We start from the raw sequence: 21,577 nt of genomic DNA on the forward strand, positions 1-21,577 counted from the left end.
AGCGACGGCGGGAGCACCAGCAACCCGCGACGCACAGGAAACCCGATGCCGACACTGATCACCGCTTGCTACCGACCCAAAGGCTCGCCATGCTGAACCGCAAGATACCCTGCGTGCTGATGCGCGCCGGCACCTCGCGCGGCCCGTTTTTTTTGCGCGAATGGCTGCCCGAGGGCGACGAAGCCCGCGACCAGGCGCTGATCGGCGCCATCGGCGCGTCCGATCCGCTGCAGCTCGACGGCCTGGGCGGCGGCAGCACGCTCAACAGCAAGGTGGCCATCGTGTCGCGCTCCAGCCAGCCCGGCTGCGACCTGGACTATCTGTTTGCGCAAGTGGGCGTTGGCCACCAGTCGGTGGACACCCGGCCCAACTGCGGCAACATGCTGTCCGGCGTCGCACCGTTCGCGATTGAGCAAGGCTTGATCCCGGCGCAGGAGGGCCACACCACGGCACGGATTTACAACGTCAACACCGGCGCTCGTATCGACGTGACCGTCTGCACGCCCGGCGGCCGCGTCACTTACGAGGGCGATGCCCGGATTGACGGCGTGGCCGGCACCGCCGCGCCGATTCTGCTGAACTTCCTCGATGCCTGGGGCGCCATCACCGGCCAACTGTTCCCGACCGGGCAGCGCATTGACGTGATCGACGGGCTGGAGTTGACCTGCATCGACGCGGCCATGCCGCTGATGATCCTGCGCGCCAGCGACCTGGGCCTGACGGGCCGCGAGCGGCCGGCGGAACTCGATGCCGACACGGCGCTCCTGGCGCGCATCGAAGCGCTGCGCCTGGTGGCCGGCGCCCGCATGGGCCTGGGCGATGTATCGAACAGCGTGATTCCGAAGCCGGTGCTGGTCAGCGCGGGCGACGGCCCGCTGAGCATCACCTCGCGCTACTTCACGCCCCGGCGCTGCCATGCGTCGCATGCCGTGACCGGCGCCATCGGCGTGGCAACCGCTTTTGCCCTGCCCGGCACGGTGGCCAGCGGCATGGCCAGGACGGCGGGCAAACACCCGCTGACGGTGCTGCACCCAGCCGGGCAAATTGACATTGAAGTCGAGCTGCACGGCGAAGGCCAGGACGCCACGATTGAGCGCGCCGCGCTGGTGCGCACTGCCCGCAAGATCATGCAGGGCGAGTTGCACCTGCCCGGCTATGTGTTTCCCCGATCCAGCCCCGATCCGGCAGCGAGCCTTGATGCGGCCCGGCCCTTCCCCGGCAAGGACATCCAGATCATCGTGCCGACCAGCGCCGGTGGCGGCAACGACACCATGGCGCGCACGCTGACGCGCAAGCTCGGTCCGGTGCTGGGCCAGTCGGTGACGGTGGACAACCGCGCCGGGGCCAACGGCAGCATTGCCAGCGAATACGTGGCCGCCGCCCAGCCTGACGGCCATACCCTGATGTTTGGCTACATCGCCACCCACGGCATCAATCCGGCCTTGCAGGCGCTGCGCTACGACCCGGTGGCCGATTTCGCGCCGGTCGGGCTGGTAGGCCACTCGCCGACGCTGCTGGTCGTGCATGCCGACCTTGCGGTGCATAGCGTGGCGGAACTGGTGGCCCTGATCCGCTCCCAGCTCGGCCGCTTGCGCTACGCCTCGGCCGGCGAAGGCACGGCGCCGCACCTGGCGGCCGAACTGTTCAGGCTGCGCACCGGCATCACGCTGCCCGGCCTGGCCTATGCCGGGGCGGCACCGGCCATTGCCGACACCGCGCGCGGCAACGCCCAGCTGATGTTCCCCAGCCTCTTTACCGCCCAGCCCTATTTGCGCAGCGGCAAGCTGCGGGCGCTGGCCGTGGCCGGGCCGGCGCGCCTGGCCAGCCTGCCCGATCTGCCCACGCTGGACGAGGCCGGCGTGGCGGGGATCGAGCTGACGCAGTGGTACGCCTTGTTCGCGCCGGCCAAAACACCAGCGCCGGTGGTGGCGCAGTTGAACCAGGCGCTCAACACCGTGCTGCAAGACCCTGAAATCATCGCCCGCTTCGGCGCCGATGGCGCCCATGTGCAGACCAGCACGCCCGAGGAGTTGCACCGCCTGCTGCTCGCCGAGCGGCTGAAGTGGCGGCAGGTGGTTCAGCAGACGGGCCTGCGCATGGAGCCGCAGACGGCCGAGTAGCCAGCCGTTTGCCCCAGGCCCGTACCCGATTCGGAATTGAAATTCCAACCTTACGCACACGACAAGGAGACAACCATGAAACCCGCCAAGCTCATCAAACTGCTGTACGTCCAGGTTCTGATCGGCCTGCTGCTCGGCATCGCCGTCGGCCACTACTGGCCCGAGTTCGGCGCATCGCTCAAGCCGCTGGGCGACGGCTTCGTCAAGCTCGTCAAGATGATGATCGCGCCCATCGTCTTTTGCACCATCGTCAGCGGCATCACCTCGCTGGGCGAATCCAAGGAGATCGGCAAGACCTTGGTCAAATCCATGGGCCTGTTCTACGTGCTGACGATTCTGGCGCTGCTCACCGGGCTGGTGGCCGTCTTTTTGCTGCAGCCCGGCGCCGGCATGCACATCGACCCCAAGACGCTGGATGCCAGCGTTGCTGCCAAGTTCAGCAAGGGCTCGCCGATGGGCTTTACGGAATTCGTGCTGCACATCATCCCGACCTCGTTTTTTGGCGCCTTTGCCGAGGGCGAAGTGCTGCCGGTGCTGCTGCTCGCGGTGCTGTGCGGCTTTGGCCTGACGCACATCGGCCGCGCGGGACGGGTCGTGCTCGACGGCATCGACAGCTTCTCGCACATGCTGTTCGCCGCCTTCAGCCTGATCATGCGCGTGGCCCCGCTGGGCGCGTTCGGCGCCATGGCCTTCACGGTCGGGCGCTACGGCATCAAGTCGATTGGCTCGCTGGGCCTGCTGATCGGCACCTTCTACGTCGCCTGCGGCTTTTTCGTCGCCGTGGTGCTCGGCCTGCTGGCCCGCGCCCATGGCTTCAGGCTGTGGCAACTGATGCGCTACATCCGCGAGGAGCTGCTGGTGGTGCTCGGCACCTCGTCGAGCGAGCCGGTGCTGCCGCGCCTGCTGATGAAGCTCGAACGCCTGGGCTGCAAGAAGGGCGTGGTCGGCCTGGTGCTGCCCACGGGCTACTCCTTCAACCTCGACGGCACCGCGATTTACCTGACGCTGGCGTCCATGTTCATTGCGCAGGCCTGCGACATCCACCTCACCTGGGTGCAGATTGCCGGCATGCTGGGCCTGATGCTGCTGACCTCCAAGGGCGCGGCCGGTGTCACGGGCAGCGGCTTCGTTGCGCTGGTGGCCACGCTCACCGTGATGCCCGACCTGCCGGTGGCCGGGGTCGCGCTGATCGTGGGCATTGACCGCTTCATGTCGGAGGCGCGCGCGCTCACCAGCACCATCAGCAACGCCGTGGCCTGCATCGTGGTGTCAAAGTGGGAGCGCGCCTGTGACAACGACGTGCTGTTGCGCGAACTGGCGCAAGGCTATACGGAAGTGGCGCAACCGCAGCAGGAGATCGGCCCCTCCGCCATGCCCGTACCCCTGCCCAGTCACTGAACTGCGGTAAACCCAGGTCCGGCATTCAAGCCGGATCGCCAGCGGCCGGCTTGCGGGTCTTCAATGCCGTGCGCAGATGCTGGTGAAACATCTCGGCCGCCGGCCGGAGCTTGACGCCGTGGCGCCTCAAGAGGCCCACCCTGCGCACGGTTTGCGGCTGGCGCAGGGGCAGGCCCACCAGCGTGGCGTGCGTGGTGGACAGCGCCATGCGGGGCACGGCCGCCAAGCCCAGGCCCGCCTCCACCATGCCCAGCAGCGTCGCAACGTGGCTCACTTCGAACGCAAAGCTCGGGTTCAGGCCCGCCTTGGTCAGCGAATCGTCCAGCAGCTGGCGGTTGCCGCTGCTTCGCGCCACGGCAATCAGGCTTTCCTTCTCCACATCCGCCCAGTTCACCGTCTTGCGTTTGGCGAGCGGGTGTGTGCGCGGCATGGCCAGCACAAACGGATCATCGTGGATGGACTCGAAGGCAATCTCGGGCGTCAAGGTGTTCATGAAACCGATGCCAAAGTCAGCATCGCCCGAAAGCACGCTTTGCAGCACCTGGTTCATCGACTCATCGACCACCCGCACGCGGATGCCGGGGTAGTTCCGGGAAAAACTGCTGATCACACTCGGTAAAAAGTACAGGGCGGCCGACGGCACGCAGGCCACCGTCACGCGCCCGCCCCGGTGGGTGGCGATGTCGGCAATGCCAAGCATGGCCGACTCCAGGTCGTCCAGCGCGGTGCGCGCGCGCTCCAGGAACACCCGGCCCAGCGGCGTGAGTTCGACCTCGCGCGTGGTGCGGTTGAACAGGCGCGCGCCCAGGATGGTTTCCAGTTTGTCGATGCGCCGGCTCAGCGCCGGGGCCGACAGGTTGATGTGCTCGGCCGCCGCGCGAAAGCTGCCGCGCTCGGCCACGGCCACAAAACCCTGCAGTTGCTGCAAATCGAAATTAATGCGTGCCATGCAGCAATCGTAGCAAAAGTTGCACTTCACAGCCGATAACGATGGCGGGATGATGCCTCCCAGAGCCAAGGTCATGCACCTGATCCGAAACCCCATCGAAGGAGACATCCATGCCGCATTCACGAACTTCCCCCTCCCTGCCGTTGACATCGTCAACGCGCTCCATGCCCTTCAGGCCCGCACTGACCGGGCTTTGCATGGCGCTTCTGGCCACGATCTGCGGCCAGGCGCTGGCCCAGGCCTGGCCAGAAAAAGCCGTCACCATCGTCGTGCCCACCGCCGCTGGCGGCGCCAACGACGCCATGGCGCGCATCATCGGCCAGGGCCTGAGCACCCGGCTGGGCAAGCCCGTCATCGTTGAAAACAAGGCCGGCGCCAATGGCGCCATTGCCAGCGAGTACGTAGCCCGCGCTGCGGCCGACGGCTACACGATCATGTTCGGCTACATCGCCACGCACGGCATCAACCCGGCGCTGCAAAAACTCAAATACGACCCGGTGGCCGATTTCGAGCCCATCGGCATGGTGGCCGCGTCCCCGACCGTGCTGGTGATCAGCAACTCGGTGCCGGCCAGGAATGTCAGGGAACTGGTGCAGCTCATCAAGGCCAAGCCGGGCTCATTCAGTTATGCGTCGGCCGGCAACGGCACGGCGCCGCACATCGCCGGCGAGCTGTTCAAGCTGTCCGCCGGACTGGACGTGGTCAGCATTCCCTACAAGGGCTCGGCGCCGGCCGTGGTGGACACCATTGCCGGCAACACGCAGTTCATGTTTCCCAGCCTGTTCACCGCCTACCCGCAGATCAAGGGCGGAAAACTCAAGGCCATCGGTGTTGCGGGCGAGAAGCGCTCGCGGATATTGCCCGAGCTGCCGACCCTGGCCGAGCAGGGTGTTGCCAACGTCAACATGTCGCAGTGGTACGCCATGTTCGCGCCCGCCAGGACGCCCAAGGCCGTGGTTGAGCGGATCAACCGCGAAATGAACAGCGTGCTGGCCGACAAGGCGGTTCAGAAACGAATCGAGGACCAGGGCGCCGAGGTCGAAACCGGCACCCCCGAGCAGCTGAAAACCCTGGTGCAAAAAGAAGTGGCGCACTGGAAAAGCGTGGTGGCCAAAGCCCAGATAAAAGCTGAATAACCCAACCCCTTCCGAAAGAGCACTCCCATGAATTTGCAAGACTGGACCGGCCGCAGTGAAACCGTGCAGGACATTGCCACGGCAACGCCTTATGCCGCCTTGACCGCCACGCTCGACTGGCCGGCCACGCCGGGCCAGGAGCGCCCCGCGCCCGGCACCCCGCTGCCCAGCCTGTGGCACTGGCTGTACTTCCTGCCGATCCACCGGCAGTCCGAGATCGGGTCGGACGGCCACGCCCGGCGCGGCGGATTCATGCCGCCAGTGCCGCTGCCGCGCCGCATGTGGGCGGGCAGCGACTTCAGCTTCCACGAGCCGCTGCGCATAGGCGACACGCTGAGCCGGACCTCGACGATTGCCGATGTGAAGGAAAAGTCGGGCCGCACCGGCAGCTTGACCTTTGTCAAGGTACGCCACGAAATCCGCCGCAACGGCGCAGCAGAGGTCGCGCTGACCGAGCACCACAACATCGTCTACCGCGCCGCGCCCCAGCCCGGCGACGTGAGCCCGCCGCCGCAGGCCGCGCCTGAGGCATCGGCCTGGGAGCGGCGCATCGTGCCCGACGACGTGCTGCTGTTTCGCTATTCGGCGCTGACCTTCAACGGCCACCGCATCCACTACGACCGCAAGTACGTCACCGAGGTCGAGGGCTATCCGGGCCTCATCGTTCACGGTCCGCTGATTGCCACGCTGCTGATGGACCTGCTGCGCCGCCAGCAGCCTGATGCGAAAGTGCTTCGCTTCGAGTTCAAGGCGGTGCGGCCGACCTTTGACATCCACCCTTTTTCCGTCCACGGCCAGCCCTCGCCCGACGGCAAGACCGTGCGCCTGTGGGGCCGCGACCATGAAGGCTGGCTGACGATGGACGCCACCGCAACGCTCGCCTGATTCCTGACCAGGACCACTTTTATGCAACCCCTGAAAAACATCACCGTCGTCACGCTGGAGCATGCGATTGCCGCGCCGTTCGCCACGCGCCAGCTGGCCGACCTGGGCGCACGCGTCATCAAGATCGAACGTCCCGGCGTGGGCGACTTTGCGCGCGGCTATGACGAACGCGTGCGCGGCCTGGCCTCGCATTTCGTCTGGACCAACCGCTCCAAGGAAAGCCTCACGCTCGATGTAAAACATGAAGAAGCGCAGAAAATTTTGATGCGGCTGATTCTGGAAGAAGCCGACGTGGTGGTGCAAAACCTCGCGCCCGGCGCGGCGGCCCGGCTGGGTTTGTCCTACGAGGCGCTGTCGGCGCTCAAGCCCGGCATCATCGTCTGCGACATTTCCGGCTACGGCAGCGACGGCTCCTACCGCGACAAGAAGGCCTATGACCTGCTGATCCAGAGCGAAGCCGGTTTTGTATCGGTCACGGGCACGCTAGATACGCCGTCCAAGGCCGGACCGTCGATAGCCGACATTGCCGCCGGCATGTACGCCTACACCAACATCCTGGCCGCGCTGATGCACCGCCAGCAGACCGGCGAAGGCCAGCGCATCGACGTGTCGATGCTCGAATCGCTGACGGAATGGATGAGCTACCCGCTGTACTACGCGTTTGACGGCGCCCCGCCGCCGCCGCGCACCGGCGCCAGCCACGCCACCATCTACCCCTACGGCCCCTTCCCCGCCGGCGATGGAAAGACCGTGATGCTGGGCCTGCAGAACGAGCGCGAATGGAAAATCTTTTGCGAAAAACTGCTGCTGCAGCCCGAGCTCGCCACCGACGAACGCTTTTCAGGCAATGCCAAACGCAGCGCGGCGCGGGCCGAGTTGTCGGCGCTGATTGTTGAAGCGTTCTCAGGCTTTACCGCCGAGCAGGTGTCAAGCCGGCTGGAACAGGCCGGCATCGCCAACGCCCAGGTCAACAGCATGGCCGAGGTGTGGGCGCATCCCCAGCTCAAGGCACGCGGTCGCTGGCGCGAGGTGGAAACGGCTGCGGGCCGGGTTCCCGCGCTGCTGCCGCCCGGCTCGTGGCAGCATGGCGCGCCGCGCATGGACGCCGTGCCCGCGCTGGGCCAGCACACCGAGGCGATTCTGGGCCGCCAGGGCTACAGCGCAGAGCGCATTGGCGAACTGCGCGCTGAAGGGGTGATCTGACCATGTCCGACCACCCACCCCAGACCTACTTGTTCGTGCCCGGCAACCGCCCCGAGCGCTTTGCCAAGGCGCTGGCCTCGGGCGCCGACCGCATCATCCTGGACCTGGAAGACGCGGTGGCGCCTGGCGACAAGGCTGCGGCACGCGCCGCCATTGCCGAATGGATGGCCAGCGCTGGACAAGCGCAGGGCAAGGTGCTGATCCGCATCAACGACGCCGCGACCGACTGGCATGCGCAAGACCTGGCGCTGGCCCGCAGCGTGCAGGCGGTGTGCGTCATGCTGCCGAAATGCGAGGCCGCCGCCCAGGTGGCCGCCGTGCTGGCCGAATTGACAAGCAGCGCGACCGTGCTGCCGCTGATCGAAACCGCACGCGGCATGCTGGCCCTGCCCGACATCGCCGCCGCGCCCGGCGTGGCCCGGCTGGCCTTTGGCTCGCTCGACTACATGGCCGACCTGGACATTCCGGCGGACAGCCTGGCGCTGGATGTTGCGGCGTCGCAGATCGCCATCGCCTCGCGCGCCGCCGGCCTGGCGTCGCCGCTGGCGGGCGTCACGCCCGCGCTGGATGCCGCCAAGGTCAGCGACGACATGCGGCATGCGCGCAGCCTGGGCTTGGGCGCCAAGATGTGCATCCACCCCGCGCAGGTCGCCGCCGTGCGCGCCGCGCTGGCGCCCAGCGCCCAAGAGCTGGCGTGGGCGCATCGCGTGCTGCAGGCCTGGCAGGCCTCGGGCACCGGCGCCTTCCAGCTGGACGGAAAAATGGTGGACCGGCCGGTGGTCCTGAAAGCCCAGCGTATCGCGGCGCAAGCCGCCCGCACCGATTCAAGTCTCATCCTCTAAACATAAACCCCACAGGAGAACCCCATGTCAGCAACCATCATCGACTCCAGAATCTTCGGCGACATGTTCAGCGACGCCAAAATGCGCCAGGTCTGGTCCGACGAAAACCGCACCGCCAAGTACCTCGACATCGAGCGCGCGCTGGCCAAGGTGCAGGGCGAGCTGGGCCTGATCCCGAAAGAAGCCGCCGACGAGATCGTCAGGAACTGCAACATCGAGCAGATCGACTGGGCCAGGCTCAAGGCCAAGACCGAGCAGATCGGCTACCCCATCATTGCCGTGGTCAACCAGATCAATGCCGCCTGCCGTGACAAGCTGGGCGAATACTGCCACTGGGGCGCGACCACGCAGGACATCACCGACACCGCCGCCGTGCTGCAGATCAGGGAAAGCCTGGCGCTGGTTGAAGAAGACCTGAAGGACATCTCCAACTCGCTGGCCAAACTGGCGCTTGAGCATCGCGACACGCCGGTCATCGGCCGCAGCAACCTGCAGCAGGCCACGCCGATCACCTTCGGCTACAAGATGGCCAGCATCCTGGCCGGCATCGAGCGCCACCGCGAACGGCTGGAACAACTCAAACCGCGCGTGCTGGTGGGCGAATTCGGCGGCGCGTCGGGCACGCTGTCGTCGCTGGAAACCGGCGCGATGGAAACCCAGGCCGGGCTGATGAAGGAACTGGGCCTGGGCCAGCCGCTGATTTCATGGCACACGGTGCGCGACAACTTTGCCGAGGTCGGCGCGTTTTTAGGCATCGTCGGCGGCTCGCTGGGCAAGATCGCCATGGACGTGAAGCTGATGATGCAAACCGAGGTCGCCGAGGTGTTCGAACCCTATGCGCCGGGGCGCGGCTCGTCATCGACCATGCCGCAAAAGCGCAACCCGATCTCCTGCCTCTACATCCACGCCAACATTTCGGTGGTGCGCCAGCTGGCCGCCTCGCTGATGGACGCGATGGTCGCCGACCACGAACGCTCCACCGGCCCGTGGGAAATCGAGTGGGTCGCCATGCCGGAAATCTTCTGCCTGATGTCGGGCGCGCTCAAGCAGACCAAGTTCATCCTGAGCGGCCTCGAAGTCGATGCCGGGCAGATGCGCCGCAACATCGACATGACGCACGGGCTGGTGATGTCCGAGGCCGTGATGATGGGACTGGGGCCTTTCATTGGCCGCGAATACGCGCACGACCTGGTGTATGACATCTGCCGCGCCGCGCTTGAGCAAAAACGCCCACTGATCGACCTGCTGGCCGAGCACCCTGAAATCAACCGGCACGTCACGCGCGAACAACTGGCGTCCTTTTGCGACCCGATGAACAACCTGGGCCAGGCCGGCGTGATGGTGGACCGGGTGCTGGATTCAATCAAGGCCTGATCATTCAGCCGAGATTTTCCGCTCACGAACCACCTTGCCCCACGTCCCAGACTCGCTGGCCATGTAGCGGGCCAGCTCATCGCGCGTGCCGGGCTGCGGCGTCAGGCCGTGCTTGAGCAGCTGCTCGCGCACATCGGGCGCGTTCAGCACCTTGACCAGCTCCAGGTTCCAGCGCTCCAGCAGGGGCTTGGGCGTCTTGCTGGAGGCGACGAAGGCATACCAGTTGGTGGCATTGAAGCCCGGGTAGCCGGACTCGGCGATGGTAGGCACATTGGGCATGAAGGCCGGACGGCTCAGGCCGGTGGTGGCCAGCGGGATCAGCTTGCCCGAGTCGATGTGCGGGCCGGCGGTGGCGGGGGTGGAATAGTAGGACGCGATCCGCCCGCCCAGCAGATCTTGCAGCGCGGGCGCCCCACCCTTGTAGGGAATGTGAACCGTCTCGATGCCGGCCCGCGCGTTGAACAGTTCCCCGGCCAGGTGCGAGGCCGACCCGGCGCCGCTGGACGCGAAATCCAGGCCACCGGGTTTCTTTTTGGCCAGCGCCACAAACTCGGCCAGGGTCTTGACGCCGACGCCCGCATGCACCACCAGCACATTGGGAAAGTTCACGCCCATGGTGATGGGCGCCAGGTCGCGCACCGGGTCGTAGCCCAGCTTCATCATGTGCGGCGAAATCGTCAGCGGCCCGACCGAGCCGAACAGCAGCGTCGCGCCATCGCCCGGGGCATTGGCGACGAACTGGTGGGCAATGTTGCCGCCCGCGCCCGGCTTGTTGTCCACGATCACCGTCTGGCCGATGTTGTCGCCCAGTTTTTTGGCGATCAGGCGTGCGGCGGCGTCGGCAGCGCCGCCAGCCGCAAAGCCGACGACCAGGTTCACCGGCTTTTTGGGCGGAAAATCCTGCGCCTGCGCAGGCAGGGTGAATGCAGGCCACAGGGCCAGCGCGGCGAAAGCTTGAAGCAGTGGGCGTTTTTTCATCGTGTTCTCCGTTTTTTTGCAGGTAAAAATTTCAGTCGGCACTCAGCCCGACGGGATTGGGCTGGCGTTTTTCGACCGCATGGCGCAAGAGCGAGGCGGTGCGGAAAATGCCGTGGGCAAACTTGCCGTAAGGCAGCGTGGCAAACAGCGCCATCACCACGCCCAGATGGACGGCCAGCAAGGCCGCCAGCGCCGGCGTTGCGCGTGCCAGCCACAGCGCCAGGCCAGTCAGGCTGGTGAAGAACAGCAGCGCGATGAAGCCGAGGTCCATCGGCTTTTGGGCCGCGTCGCCGTGCTGTGGATGGCGCCTGAGGTTCAGCCTGAACAGCCCCGCCGTGCCCAGCAGCAGGCTCACGCCGCCGACCGCACCCAGCACCTTGGGCAGGCTGGGCAGGTCGTAGGGCGCTGACCAGCCGAAGGCATAGTGGTACACCGTGGCCAGGCTGGTGGCGGCAAAGCACAGCATGAAGCCGTAGAAGGTCAGGTGATGGGCGCGCCGCCGCGACAGCGTATAGGCATCGTCTTCGTTATGACAGCCGTCGCCATGGCCGCCGTCCAGGTACTTCAGCCGCAGCACGTCGCCGCTCGCCTCGGCGGCTGCAGGCGAGGTGACGGGCAGGCCCGAGGTCGCGGGCGTCACATCGTGCCAGAAACGCCGCACGCCCAGGCCCAGCGCCAGCACCGCCCACAGGAACACCGGCGCAAACATGCCGACCAGCAGGTTGTGCGGGAACAGCTTGTAGAAGTTGCCCTGCAGGCCGCCGCCCCACAGCGTGCCGTTGAGCGCCAGCGCCAGCAGCAGGAACAGCGCCAGCCCGGCCGCGAGCGCCAGCGACAGTGTGAGGCCGTTGCGCTGGTAGAGCCTGCCCAGCGCCGGCGGCCAGGCGTAGTCCACATAGGTCTGGACCCGCACCTGGGCCATGGCCTGCGGCACATTGACGGCGAACTCATGCGGCGGCGCGTACTGGCAGGCATGCAGGCAGGCGCCGCAGTTGTGGCACAGGTTGGCCAGATAGTGAATGTCGGCCTTGCCAAACTCCAGCCGGCGCGTCATGGCCGGAAACACGGCGCAAAAACCTTCGCAGTAGCGGCAGGCATTGCAGATCTGCATCTGCCGCGCGACCTCGGCTTCAGGTGCGTTGAGCACGATGGGGCTGGCCCATCCACCATTGGCCAGCGCCACGGCATCGCGCGCCAAGGCTTCAAGCTGCTGCATGATGTACTCCTGATTTCATAGCTGCCTGCGCAGCCTGGACGCCCGCAATGCGGCCAAAAGCCGTTCCAATCGACATGCCGACGCCGGCGGTGTAGCCCTTGCCGAGCACATTGCCGGCCATCATTTCCCCGGCCACGAACAGGTTGGCGCTGGGCACGCCGCCAAACGACACGGCAGCGGTTTCGTCGGTTTTCAGGCCCAGGTAGGTGAAGGTCACGCCGGGCTTGAGGGCGTAGCCATAAAACGGGGCCTTGTCGATTGACCGCGCCCAGTGCGTCTTTGCCGGCAGCAATTGCTCGGTGTGGCAGTCGTCGAGCAGCGTGTGGTCGAAGCGGCCGACCCGGCAGGCGGCGTTGTAGCCGTTCAGCGTCTGCATGAAGGCGGGCACGTCCAGGCCGAGCTTTTGCGCCAGTTCCGGCAGCGTATCGGCCCGGGTGCCGGGAAACACCGGCGGCATGAAGCGGCCTGCGGCCTTGGCGTCAATCACCGAATAGGCCACCTGCCCCGGCTGCTGCGCCACCAGCCGGCCCCAGATGGCATAGCGCTTGGGCCAGAAATCCTCGCCCTCGTCATAAAAGCGCCGGCCCTCGCGGTTCACCACCACGCCCAGCGACACGCAGTCGATGCGCGTGCAGATGCCGCCGTCATACAGCGGCGCCCGGGCGTCAATCGCCACCATGTGGGCCTGTGTCGGGTCGCCGATGGTGTCGGCCCCGGCCTGCAGCAACTGCCTGAGCAGCACGCCCTGGTTGAAGCGCGTGCCGCGAATCGCGAAGTTGTCAGATGGCCATTCGCCGCGCGCGTTCTGGCCCCAGGCTTCGCGCAGCCATTCGCGGTTGGACTCGAAGCCGCCCGCTGCCAGCACGCAGGCTTTGGCGGCGATGCGCTCGCTACCCACGAAGGCCGCCACGAAGCGGCCGTCCTGCAGTTCAAGACGGTCCACCGGCGCGCTGTAGCGAACCTGCACGCCGAGCTTTTCGGCGCTGCGGTAGTAGGCGTTGACCAGCGCCTTGCCGCCGCCCATGAAAAAGGCGTTGGTGCGGCTCAGGTGCAGCGTGCCCGAGAGCGACGGCTGGAAATGCACGCCGTGGCCGCGCATCCAGTCGCGGCAGTGGCTCGACGCGCGGATCGTGAGGCGCGCCAGCGCTTCGTCGGTCTGCCCGCCCGTGACCTTGAGCAGGTCCTGCCAGAATTCCTCTTCGGGATAGGCGTCGGTCAGCACGTCCTGCGGCGCGTCGTGCATGCAGCGCAGGTTGCGCGTGTGGGCCGAGTTGCCGCCGCGCCATTCGCGCGGCGCCGCTTCGAGCAGCAGCACGCTGGCGCCGGCCTCGCGCGCCATCAGCGCCGCGCATAAAGCCGCATTGCCGCCCCCAATCACCAGTACATCGACCGTCATAGCCACCTCTGCTTTTGCCAGGAAAGGTGCCAACTTTAGGGGTCGCAGGCGCTTTTGCTCAGCCCCGGATCACGATGGGGGCATCACGAATCGTGATGGATCAGCCGCGTCCCCGCCCATTGACCGGAACGCACCAGCGCGCGGGCGCAGTCGGCCAGCACCACCCGCGTGGCCAGCGCGGCGGGCGACAGCTCGTCGTCCGACAGGCTGCACAGCGCGTTGCTGCGGCGCACCTGGGCATCGGCAATTTCGCTCCACTGCAGGCGCAGCGCAGCGTCCTGCACCCGGCCCAGCGCGGCCCAGGGCTGCACCGTGCAGCCCAGCCCGGCGCACACCGCATCCATCAGCATGGTCAGCGAGTCCACTTCGGCCACCAGTTGGGGCTTGATGCCGGCCCGGGCAAACGCGGCATCGAGCGTGCTGCGCAGGCCGTGCGCGCCCGTCGGCAGGATCAGCGGCACGCCTTCGAGCTGCGCCATGCTGGTTGAAACAGGGGCCTCGCCCGTGGATCGCGGGCGCATCAGGTACAGCTTTTCCTCCAGCAGCGGCATCACGCTCCAGCGCCGGGCCGCGCCGGTGTCGAACAGCACCGCCAGGTCCAGCTGCCGCGCATTGAGCATGCCGGTCAGATGGCCCGACATGCTTTCGACCAGGTGCAGGCGCACATCGGGATAGCGCGCGCGCATCGCCCGCATCAGCGGCACGCCCAGCACCACGGCGGTGGTCGAGGCCAGCCCGACGCTCACCGTGCCGCTCAGGCGCGACTGCTGGGCGGCGCGCACGGCCTGCTCGGCGTGGCGCAGGGTCAGCTGCGCTTCGCGGAAAAACGCCAGCCCGGCCTCGGTCGGCACCACGCCCTTGCTGCTGCGCTGCAGCAGGCGGGTGGCCAGCTCGCCCTCCAGCCGGCTGATTTGCTGGCTCAGGGCCGACTGCACCAGGTCGAGGTCCAGCGCGGCGCGGCTCATGCTGCCGAGTTCGACGATACGAACGAAATACCGGAGTTGCCGAAGTTCCATGGCGGCGGGTCAAAAACGCAAGCGGGTCATCGCGGGATAATCGCACACCTATGGACAAGCAACACAGCAAGCAACGGATCGTGGTGGGTTTGAGCGGCGGCGTCGATTCCGCGGTGACCGCGTACCTGCTGAAGCAGCAGGGCCACGAGGTCATCGGCATCTTCATGAAGAACTGGGAAGACGACGACGACAGCGAATTCTGCTCGTCCAACATCGACTTCGTCGATGCGGCGGCCGTCGCCGACGTGATCGGCATCGAGATCGAGCATGTCAACTTCGCCGCCGATTACAAGGACCGCGTGTTCGCCGAATTCCTGCGCGAATACCAGGCCGGCCGCACGCCGAATCCGGACATTTTGTGCAACGCCGAGATCAAGTTCAAGGCCTTCCTGGACCACGCGATGCGGCTGGGCGCCGAAAAAATCGCCACCGGCCACTATGCGCGCGTGCGGCAGAACCCGGCAACCGGACTGCACGAGCTGCTCAAGGGCCTGGACCCGGCCAAGGACCAGAGCTACTTCTTGCACCGGCTGAACCAGGCGCAGCTTTCCAAGACGCTGTTCCCGGTCGGCGAGCTGCACAAGACCGAGGTGCGCCGCATCGCGGGCGAGATCGGCCTGCCGAACGCGAAGAAAAAAGACTCGACCGGCATCTGCTTCATCGGCGAGCGCCCGTTCCGCGATTTTTTGAACCGCTACATCGCCAGGGCGCCCGGCCCGATCAAAAACGACAAGGGCCGCATCCTGGGCGAACACGTCGGCCTGAGCTTCTACACGCTGGGCCAGCGCCAGGGACTGGGCATTGGCGGCGTGAAAGCCCGGGGTGCCGACCTGAAGGCGGCGCAGGCGCGCGGCCAGCGCGGCGTGGGCGAGCATGAACCGTGGTTTGTCGCGCGCAAGGATCTTGACAGCAACACGCTGTGGGTGGTGCAGGGCCACGATCATCCGTGGCTGCAATCGACGCTGCTCAATGCGCAGGACTGCAGCTGGGTGGCGGGCAGCGCGCCGGCCCTGGGAGCGATGGCCGCCAAGACGCGCTACCGCCAGGCGGACGCGGCCTGCGAACTGGTCAGCGCCACGGCCGGCGACTGCGAACTGGATTTTTCACAAGCCCAGTGGGCCGTGACGCCGGGCCAGTCGGCCGTGCTCTACCAGGGCGAGGTTTGCCTGGGCGGCGGCGTGATTGCTTCGAGCAATGTGCAGAACCTGCCCGGCGGCAAGCCGGCGATGGCCTGAAAACGACCAATTTTTAGATAAAAAATGCCATTTGCGCATACAGCATATGCACAATCAGCTATTAAAAGAATAGCAAATCCACCAACTCAAAGCGCCGACTCGACATAGGTGTAGAGGTAATTGGAGCCGCCGTTGACATTGCCCAGCACGCGCGACGAGCCAAAAATGCCCGAGCGGTGCGACACGCCAACACCAATGAAGGTGTCCTTGAGCACGCGCGAACCCAGCAGGTCGCCCAGGCTGACGTCAATCGTCGGGTCCAGGTAGTTGAGCAGGCGCGAAGCCGGCTTGCCGCTGGCCGCCTGGCTGCTGGCCTCGATGTAGGGCGCCCGCTGTGCCAATGACACGCCCACGCCCATGCCAAGCCGCGTCTTGACCCGGTTGCTCCACGGAAAGCCGGAGTAAAACGCCTTCATGAACAGGTCGAGCTGCACGCCGTTGGCCTGCAGGCCCCGCTCGTTGTGGCTCGTCAGGCCGGCATAACCCACGAAGTCGAGCGGCCAGCCGTTCACGTTCTGAAGAAAAGGCTTGCCGACCTGGATGGCGGAAATGCTGGTCGGGTTGACCGTGGCGGTTGACAGGCATTGCGCGGTGAGAATCTTGATCAGGTGGCAGCCGTCGTCGGTGGATTTGCCGTAGAGCAGCTTGAAGTAAGTGGGCGAGCCGTCCTGCGCCCATTCACGCTGGTGGCCGCCAAAGTCATAGGCCGCGCCCACGTACACGCCGGGCAGCACGCGCTTTTGCACGATGGGACTGTCCTTGATCTTGCGGTCCAGCACGGTCGCCGACACGCCGGCCAGCAGGCGCCAGCGCTGGGACAGGTCGTAGGAGCCGAACAGGCCGAGCGAGGTGTTGACGCCCGCGCCCGGCGCATAGGCGGCGCGGCCGGGCGTGGCTTCGCTGTCCCGCACGCCGTAGTAATAGTTGTTCAGCCGGGCATCGCGCAGCGCCACGCTCAGGCTGGGACGCAGGCTCCACGGACCGGAACGCCAGTCGTAGGTGTAGCCCAGGCGAGCTTCGCTGCCTTTCGAAAAACCGCCCACATCGTGCAGCAGCTCGGCCTGCAGCGTGCCCCAGGGCTGGCGCCAGCGCCACGACAGGCCCAGGTCAATCCCGGAATCGCGCGTGGCCATGCCAGCCAGGCTGGCCGGCAGGCGGTCGGCCGGAAAACCTTCGAGCCGCTGCTCGACGAACAGGTCCACCCGCTGCGCGTCGCCGTTCAGCAGCTTGGCGCCGCCCCGGTTGGCATGCAGAAAAAACCGCTCGCCTTCATACAGGTACAGCGGCAGGATGTCGTAGCGGTTGCCGGCTTCAAGGTAGGGCGAGCGCTCGAAATGCGTGACCACGCCCAGTCCCGCGCTGCCCGGCACCGACAGGATGTTGGTCAGCGGCTCCAGGCTGGCGTCGGCGCGGGCCGGCGCCATGAGGGACAAGCCGGCCGCTGCCAGCGCAGTGCTGATCAGGACACGCGGGAAAACGCCACGATGGAGTTGAAGAAAATGAAAAGGTAAAAAGCTTGTAATCATGATTTTTTAAGATGCTGAAATCCGCATCAGGAAAATGCCGGCCGATGTCATTCAGGGCTGGATTTTCTCTCAGGTGAGCGCGACGGCTGGCCTTGCCGCGGTCCAGCGCGCCAGGCAGGCCGCAAGGAGTTTGTAGTCCACAGGCTTTGTCAGCACATCGTCCATGCCGGCATCCCGGCAGGCCTGCTGATCAGACAGCATGGCGCTGGCGGTGAGCGCGACGATGGGAATCTGCCGGTTCGGCCCCTCAAGCAGGCGAATCTGGCGGGTGGCTTCAAGACCGTCCATTTGCGGCATCTGCATGTCCATGAGGATCAGTCCATAGCGCTCTTTTCGGGTGGCCGCAACCGCCTCCATGCCGTTTTCAGCCAGCTCGACACTGTAGAGAAGGCGCTTGAGCATGGTCATGACGACCAGCTGGTTGGTCCTGTTGTCCTCCACCAGCAGCACACGCAGTAGCGGGTTTTGCCGGGCCGGCGCCGGGGACGAAAAGGTGGCGGCTTGCGGCTCTGCGGCTGGCATTGAAAACGTCAATGCACTCTCGACAGGCGTTTCAGTGCCGGCCTTCAGGGGCAGCTCAAACCAGAACCGGCTGCCTTGCCCTTCAGTGCTTTGCATGCCCAGGCACCCCCCCATGCCTTCGACGAGGCGCTTGCAGATCACCAGCCCCAGACCGGTGCCGCCGAATTTACGGGCGGTGGAGGAATCGACCTGGTTGAAATTCGAGAACAGCCGGTCCTGCGCCGCCGCCGGAATGCCGATGCCGGTGTCAGTGACTTCAAAACGCAGTCCCGCTGCAACGGAACTCACCGTCACGCAGACCGAGCCCTGCGCGGTGAACTTGATGGCATTGCCGATGAGGTTGAGCAGAACCTGCCGGATGCGCAAGCTGTCGCCAACATAGGCGCCGGCCGCATCAGCGCTGACGCTGACCTGGAATTCAAGGCCCTTTTCCTTCGCCCTCAACTGGAGCAGGGAGGTGACGGTGTGCGTCAGCGTCGCCACCGAGAACGTCCGGCTCTCAAACTCCATGTGCCCGGCCTCTATTTTTGACAGGTCAAGGATGTCATTGATGATCATCAGCAAAGCGTCGCCCGACAGGGCAATATGGCGGGCAAATTCCCGCTGTTCGTGATTCAGCGGGGTTTGCAGCAGCAATTGCACCATGCCCATGACGCCATTCATGGGGGTGCGTATTTCGTGGGACATGTTGGCAAGAAACTGGCTCTTGGCAATGCTGGCTTCTTCGGCCCGCTGTTTTTCCAGCATCAGATCCTGCCTTAACCGGTCTGAAGCGCTGAGCGAGCGCTGCAGCATGAAAAAGAGAAAAACCGCCAGCGCGCTGACCACGCCGGCCACGCTCAGCACCTCTTGGCGCGCCGCGTAATACGGCGCCAATACTTCGCTGACTGCCTCGCCCACGAGGAAAGTCAGGCCGTATTCCGGCGCTTTGTAATAGCCCACGATTTGCTCCGCGCCACCTTCAACGTGGCGGAAATTTCCGGTCTCGGGCGCATCGGCCTTGAGATAGGGCGCGTCCATCACGGCCTGGTTCTCGCTGGGCGCGCCGCCCGGATAGCGCGCCATGAATTCACCGCTGTCGCGCACGAAGGCCACGCTACCGCCCGGCCCGACGCCCATGGTTCTGGCGAACTGCGAGAACACATCCGGACTGACGGATACCACCAGAACAGCGTCGAAAGCGGAATTTTTAAGAATCGGCCGCGTGAACTGAATCGACCATTTGCCGGAAACCTTTCCCTTGACCGGCTTGCTGATGAACAGGGCATCTGCATTGGCGGCCTCTTGATGCACCTTGAAATGCTCGCGCTGGCTCAAATCAGTCCGCTCCGCTGGTCTCGCCAGATTTGAAAAAGCGAGGAAACCGTCCCGGTCAATCACGCTGACCTGAAAAGTAATGTCTTGAATGCTGTCCTGGCTGTGCTGGATGACCGTGGAAAAATCCTTCCAGTCACCTGTCCAGTCAGGGCGGGTGTTCAGGATCACCTCGTTGACCCGCTTGATCGCGGAACGTGAATACTCGGCAAACACCCGCGCCTGCACGGCCGTCCTGACTTCCGCCTCGTGCAGGTAACTCTGCTCGCTGCGATCAAGCTCAAAAAAGGCGGTGGCCCAGATCAATCCCAGGCTCAAGACGACCACCAGGAAAATCTGGCCCCGCAGAGGAAATTTCAGGCGTTTCATGAAACGCCGTGTTCTGGACGCTCAGAAGAACACCTGGGGAGCAGATACGCCGTCAACTTGCAGGCGGCGGCTTGGCGCATGGAGAACCCCGCCGCGCTTTCCTTGCTGCTGGCGATGCCCTGGCACACGACCGATGGGGAGTGCGCACTCTTGTGCAGTGCAATCAACATGACGGCTAGCCTTTGATGCTGTAAAAAAGCCTTGATAAATCAAGGCTTTAATTAAATTCTTTACCGAATTAGTCGCAGGTACACATCAAAACGGAATGTCGTCGTCCATGTCGTCAAAACCGCTGGAGGCCCTGGAGGGCGCAGGCGCGGGTGCCGGGGCCTGCCGGGGTGCCGGCGGACGGCTGGCCGGTGCGGCGGCCTGGCGCGGGGCTTCGTAGCCGCCGCCATCGTCATGGCCGGCAGCGGGGCCGCCCATGCCCTGGCGGCTGCCGAGCATCTGCATCTGGTCGGCGCGGATTTCGGTGGTGTACTTTTCGACGCCGCTCTGGTCGGTCCACTTGCGCGTGCGCAGGCTGCCTTCGACATACACCTGCGAGCCCTTGCGCAGGTACTGGCCGACGATCTCGGCCAGCCGGCCGTTGAACACCACGCGGTGCCATTCGGTGGCTTCCTTCATTTCGCCGGACTGCTTGTCCTTCCACTTGTCGGTGGTGGCGATGGTGACGTTGGCGACCTGGTCGCCGCTCGGAAAGCTGCGCATTTCGGGGTCTTTGCCCAGATTGCCGACGATGATGACTTTGTTGACTGATGCCATGGTGTGTTTTTCCTTAACGATTCCCCGGAGCCAAATCCCCGAAGTGCTGCCCCGGAGTTTAACTGGCCGGGCGGCGCTGGGGCTGCTTATCTGCCGGCATGGCGCGCGCCGGGCGGCCAGGGGCTTTCATCGGCCAGGCGACCACCAGCCACAGCAGCATCAGGCCGCCGCACACCGCAAAAAGCCCCTGCGGACCGTGGTTTTTCGTGATCCAGCCGCCCACCGCGCCGCCGGCAAAAAATCCCAGCGACTGCAGCGTGTTGTACACCCCCAGCGCCGCGCCGCGCGCATGCGCCGGCGCCACGCGCGAGGCCAGGCTGGGCTGGCTGGCTTCGAGCACGTTGAAGCCGCAAAAAAATAGCACCAGCAGCGCGCCCAGCCAGCCCAGGCTGGGGACGGCCGACGATGACACCGTCCACAGCAAGCCGATCTGGACGAGGAAGATCAGGCCCACCGCGCCGAGGAACACGGCGCGCAGGTAGCCGCGCTTTTCGAGCGGAAACAGCGTCATTCCCATGACCACGAACGACGCCAGCACCGCCGGCAGGTACACCTCCCAGTGCAGCGACTTGTCCAGCCCGGCGGCCACCAGCAGCGCCGGCAGCGCCACCCACATCGCCAGCTGCACCGCATGCAGCACGAACACGCCAAAGTTCAGCCGCAGCAGGGCCGGCTCGCGCAAGACCTCCAGCACGCTGCCGCGCGCCACACTGGCGTGGATGCGCGGCTCGGCCGGCGCCCACCACAGCACGGCGGCAATGCCGGCCAGCGCCAGCGAGCCGGTCAGCGCGAACAGGCCATGCAGGCCGATATGCCCGGCCAGCCACGGCGCGACCACCAGCGACAGCGCGAACATCAGGGCAATGCTGCCGCCGACCAGCGCCATCGCCTTGGTGCGCACTTCGTCGCGCGTGGTATCGGCCAGCAGCGCGGTGACGGCGGCGGAAATCGCGCCCGCGCCCTGGATGGCGCGGCCAATGATCAGCCAGTGCAGGTCAGGCGCCCAGGCCGCCACAAAACTGCCCAGCGCGAACATCAGCAGCCCGGCCACGATCACCGGCTTGCGGCCCCACCAGTCCGACGCCAGCCCGAACGGAATTTGCAGACACGCCTGCGTCAGCCCGTAAATGCCCATCGCCAGGCCGACCCGGGCCGGGTCGTCGCCGCCCGGATAGCGCGCCGCCTCTAACGCAAACACCGGCAGCACCAGGAACAGCCCGAGCATGCGCAGGGCAAAGATCGAGGCCAGCGAGAAGCTGGCGCGCCGCTCGGTGGCGGTCATCGGAAACGACTGAGGAGTAGAGGACACGATGAAGAGGTCAAGGTAACAAAA

17 protein-coding genes are annotated in these 21,577 nt (G+C 65.6%); 8 read left to right on the plus strand and 9 right to left on the minus strand.

The window, feature by feature from the left end; all coding sequences use genetic code 11:
* Positions 1-89 precede the first annotated feature (89 nt).
* Positions 90-2,120, plus strand: a complete 2,031-nt coding sequence (locus tag ABLV49_RS19135; protein ID WP_349278952.1) for a 4-oxalomesaconate tautomerase — start codon at positions 90-92, stop codon at positions 2,118-2,120.
* 75 nt (positions 2,121-2,195) lie between these two features.
* The gene (gene dctA, locus ABLV49_RS19140; RefSeq protein ID WP_349278954.1) at positions 2,196-3,518 is read left to right on the plus strand and encodes a C4-dicarboxylate transporter DctA; all 1,323 of its coding nucleotides are present in this window, start codon (positions 2,196-2,198) and stop codon (positions 3,516-3,518) included.
* Between the two features lie 25 nt (positions 3,519-3,543).
* Here the strand turns inward: dctA and ABLV49_RS19145 are convergent, their stop codons facing one another.
* Positions 3,544-4,467, minus strand: coding sequence for a LysR family transcriptional regulator (locus ABLV49_RS19145; protein ID WP_011803168.1), 924 nt, complete (start codon positions 4,465-4,467; stop codon positions 3,544-3,546).
* A 110-nt stretch (positions 4,468-4,577) separates the two neighbouring features.
* Between ABLV49_RS19145 and ABLV49_RS19150 the strand changes: the two genes are divergently transcribed.
* The 5 genes from ABLV49_RS19150 to ABLV49_RS19170 are packed head-to-tail and all read left to right on the plus strand — an operon-like array spanning position 4,578 to position 9,907.
* Positions 4,578-5,603 (plus strand): Bug family tripartite tricarboxylate transporter substrate binding protein, encoded by a 1,026-nt coding sequence (locus ABLV49_RS19150; protein ID WP_349278956.1) that lies wholly within the window; start codon positions 4,578-4,580, stop codon positions 5,601-5,603.
* Between the two features lie 27 nt (positions 5,604-5,630).
* The gene (locus tag ABLV49_RS19155; protein ID WP_349278958.1) at positions 5,631-6,488 is read left to right on the plus strand and encodes an FAS1-like dehydratase domain-containing protein; all 858 of its coding nucleotides are present in this window, start codon (positions 5,631-5,633) and stop codon (positions 6,486-6,488) included.
* 21 nt (positions 6,489-6,509) lie between these two features.
* Positions 6,510-7,691, plus strand: coding sequence for a CaiB/BaiF CoA transferase family protein (locus tag ABLV49_RS19160; RefSeq protein ID WP_349278960.1), 1,182 nt, complete (start codon positions 6,510-6,512; stop codon positions 7,689-7,691).
* A 2-nt stretch (positions 7,692-7,693) separates the two neighbouring features.
* Positions 7,694-8,533 (plus strand): HpcH/HpaI aldolase/citrate lyase family protein, encoded by an 840-nt coding sequence (locus tag ABLV49_RS19165; protein WP_349278962.1) that lies wholly within the window; start codon positions 7,694-7,696, stop codon positions 8,531-8,533.
* Positions 8,534-8,557: 24 nt separating this feature from the next.
* Complete coding sequence (locus ABLV49_RS19170; protein WP_349278964.1) at positions 8,558-9,907, plus strand: class-II fumarase/aspartase family protein; 1,350 nt, start codon at positions 8,558-8,560, stop codon at positions 9,905-9,907.
* On the opposite strand, the gene ABLV49_RS19175 is transcribed toward ABLV49_RS19170, so the two are convergent.
* The 4 genes from ABLV49_RS19175 to ABLV49_RS19190 form a co-directional block, all read right to left on the minus strand.
* Positions 9,908-10,885: a Bug family tripartite tricarboxylate transporter substrate binding protein gene (locus ABLV49_RS19175; RefSeq protein ID WP_349278966.1), complete on the minus strand. Its 978-nt coding sequence runs from the start codon at positions 10,883-10,885 to the stop codon at positions 9,908-9,910.
* A 31-nt stretch (positions 10,886-10,916) separates the two neighbouring features.
* Positions 10,917-12,101, minus strand: a complete 1,185-nt coding sequence (gene tcuB / locus ABLV49_RS19180; RefSeq protein ID WP_349278968.1) for a tricarballylate utilization 4Fe-4S protein TcuB — start codon at positions 12,099-12,101, stop codon at positions 10,917-10,919.
* On the minus strand, positions 12,088-13,497 hold the full coding sequence (gene tcuA / locus ABLV49_RS19185) for an FAD-dependent tricarballylate dehydrogenase TcuA (RefSeq protein ID WP_349278970.1): 1,410 nt from the start codon (positions 13,495-13,497) through the stop codon (positions 12,088-12,090). The genes tcuB and tcuA overlap by 14 nt, the downstream gene beginning before the upstream one ends.
* A gap of 83 nt (positions 13,498-13,580) precedes the next feature.
* Positions 13,581-14,513 (minus strand): LysR family transcriptional regulator, encoded by a 933-nt coding sequence (locus ABLV49_RS19190; protein ID WP_349278972.1) that lies wholly within the window; start codon positions 14,511-14,513, stop codon positions 13,581-13,583.
* 50 nt (positions 14,514-14,563) lie between these two features.
* Here ABLV49_RS19190 and mnmA point away from each other — a divergent pair, with 50 nt between their 5' ends.
* Entirely contained in the window at positions 14,564-15,748 is a 1,185-nt protein-coding gene (gene mnmA, locus ABLV49_RS19195) for a tRNA 2-thiouridine(34) synthase MnmA (protein WP_349278973.1), read from the plus strand.
* An 86-nt stretch (positions 15,749-15,834) separates the two neighbouring features.
* Here mnmA and ABLV49_RS19200 read toward each other — a convergent pair whose 3' ends face one another.
* From ABLV49_RS19200 to ABLV49_RS19215, 4 genes are all read right to left on the minus strand, one after another.
* Entirely contained in the window at positions 15,835-17,172 is a 1,338-nt protein-coding gene (locus tag ABLV49_RS19200; RefSeq protein WP_349278975.1) for a MipA/OmpV family protein, read from the minus strand.
* A gap of 171 nt (positions 17,173-17,343) precedes the next feature.
* A complete protein-coding gene (locus ABLV49_RS19205) occupies positions 17,344-19,479 on the minus strand; it encodes a hybrid sensor histidine kinase/response regulator (protein ID WP_349278977.1) in 2,136 nt (711 codons plus the stop codon).
* Positions 19,480-19,734: 255 nt separating this feature from the next.
* Complete coding sequence (ssb, locus tag ABLV49_RS19210) at positions 19,735-20,244, minus strand: single-stranded DNA-binding protein (protein ID WP_349278979.1); 510 nt, start codon at positions 20,242-20,244, stop codon at positions 19,735-19,737.
* 58 nt (positions 20,245-20,302) lie between these two features.
* A complete protein-coding gene (locus ABLV49_RS19215) occupies positions 20,303-21,526 on the minus strand; it encodes an MFS transporter (RefSeq protein WP_349281809.1) in 1,224 nt (407 codons plus the stop codon).
* Positions 21,527-21,577 lie beyond the last annotated feature (51 nt).

The sequence above is a fragment of the Polaromonas hydrogenivorans genome (assembly GCF_040105105.1).
Classification (GTDB): domain Bacteria; phylum Pseudomonadota; class Gammaproteobacteria; order Burkholderiales; family Burkholderiaceae_C; genus Polaromonas; species Polaromonas hydrogenivorans.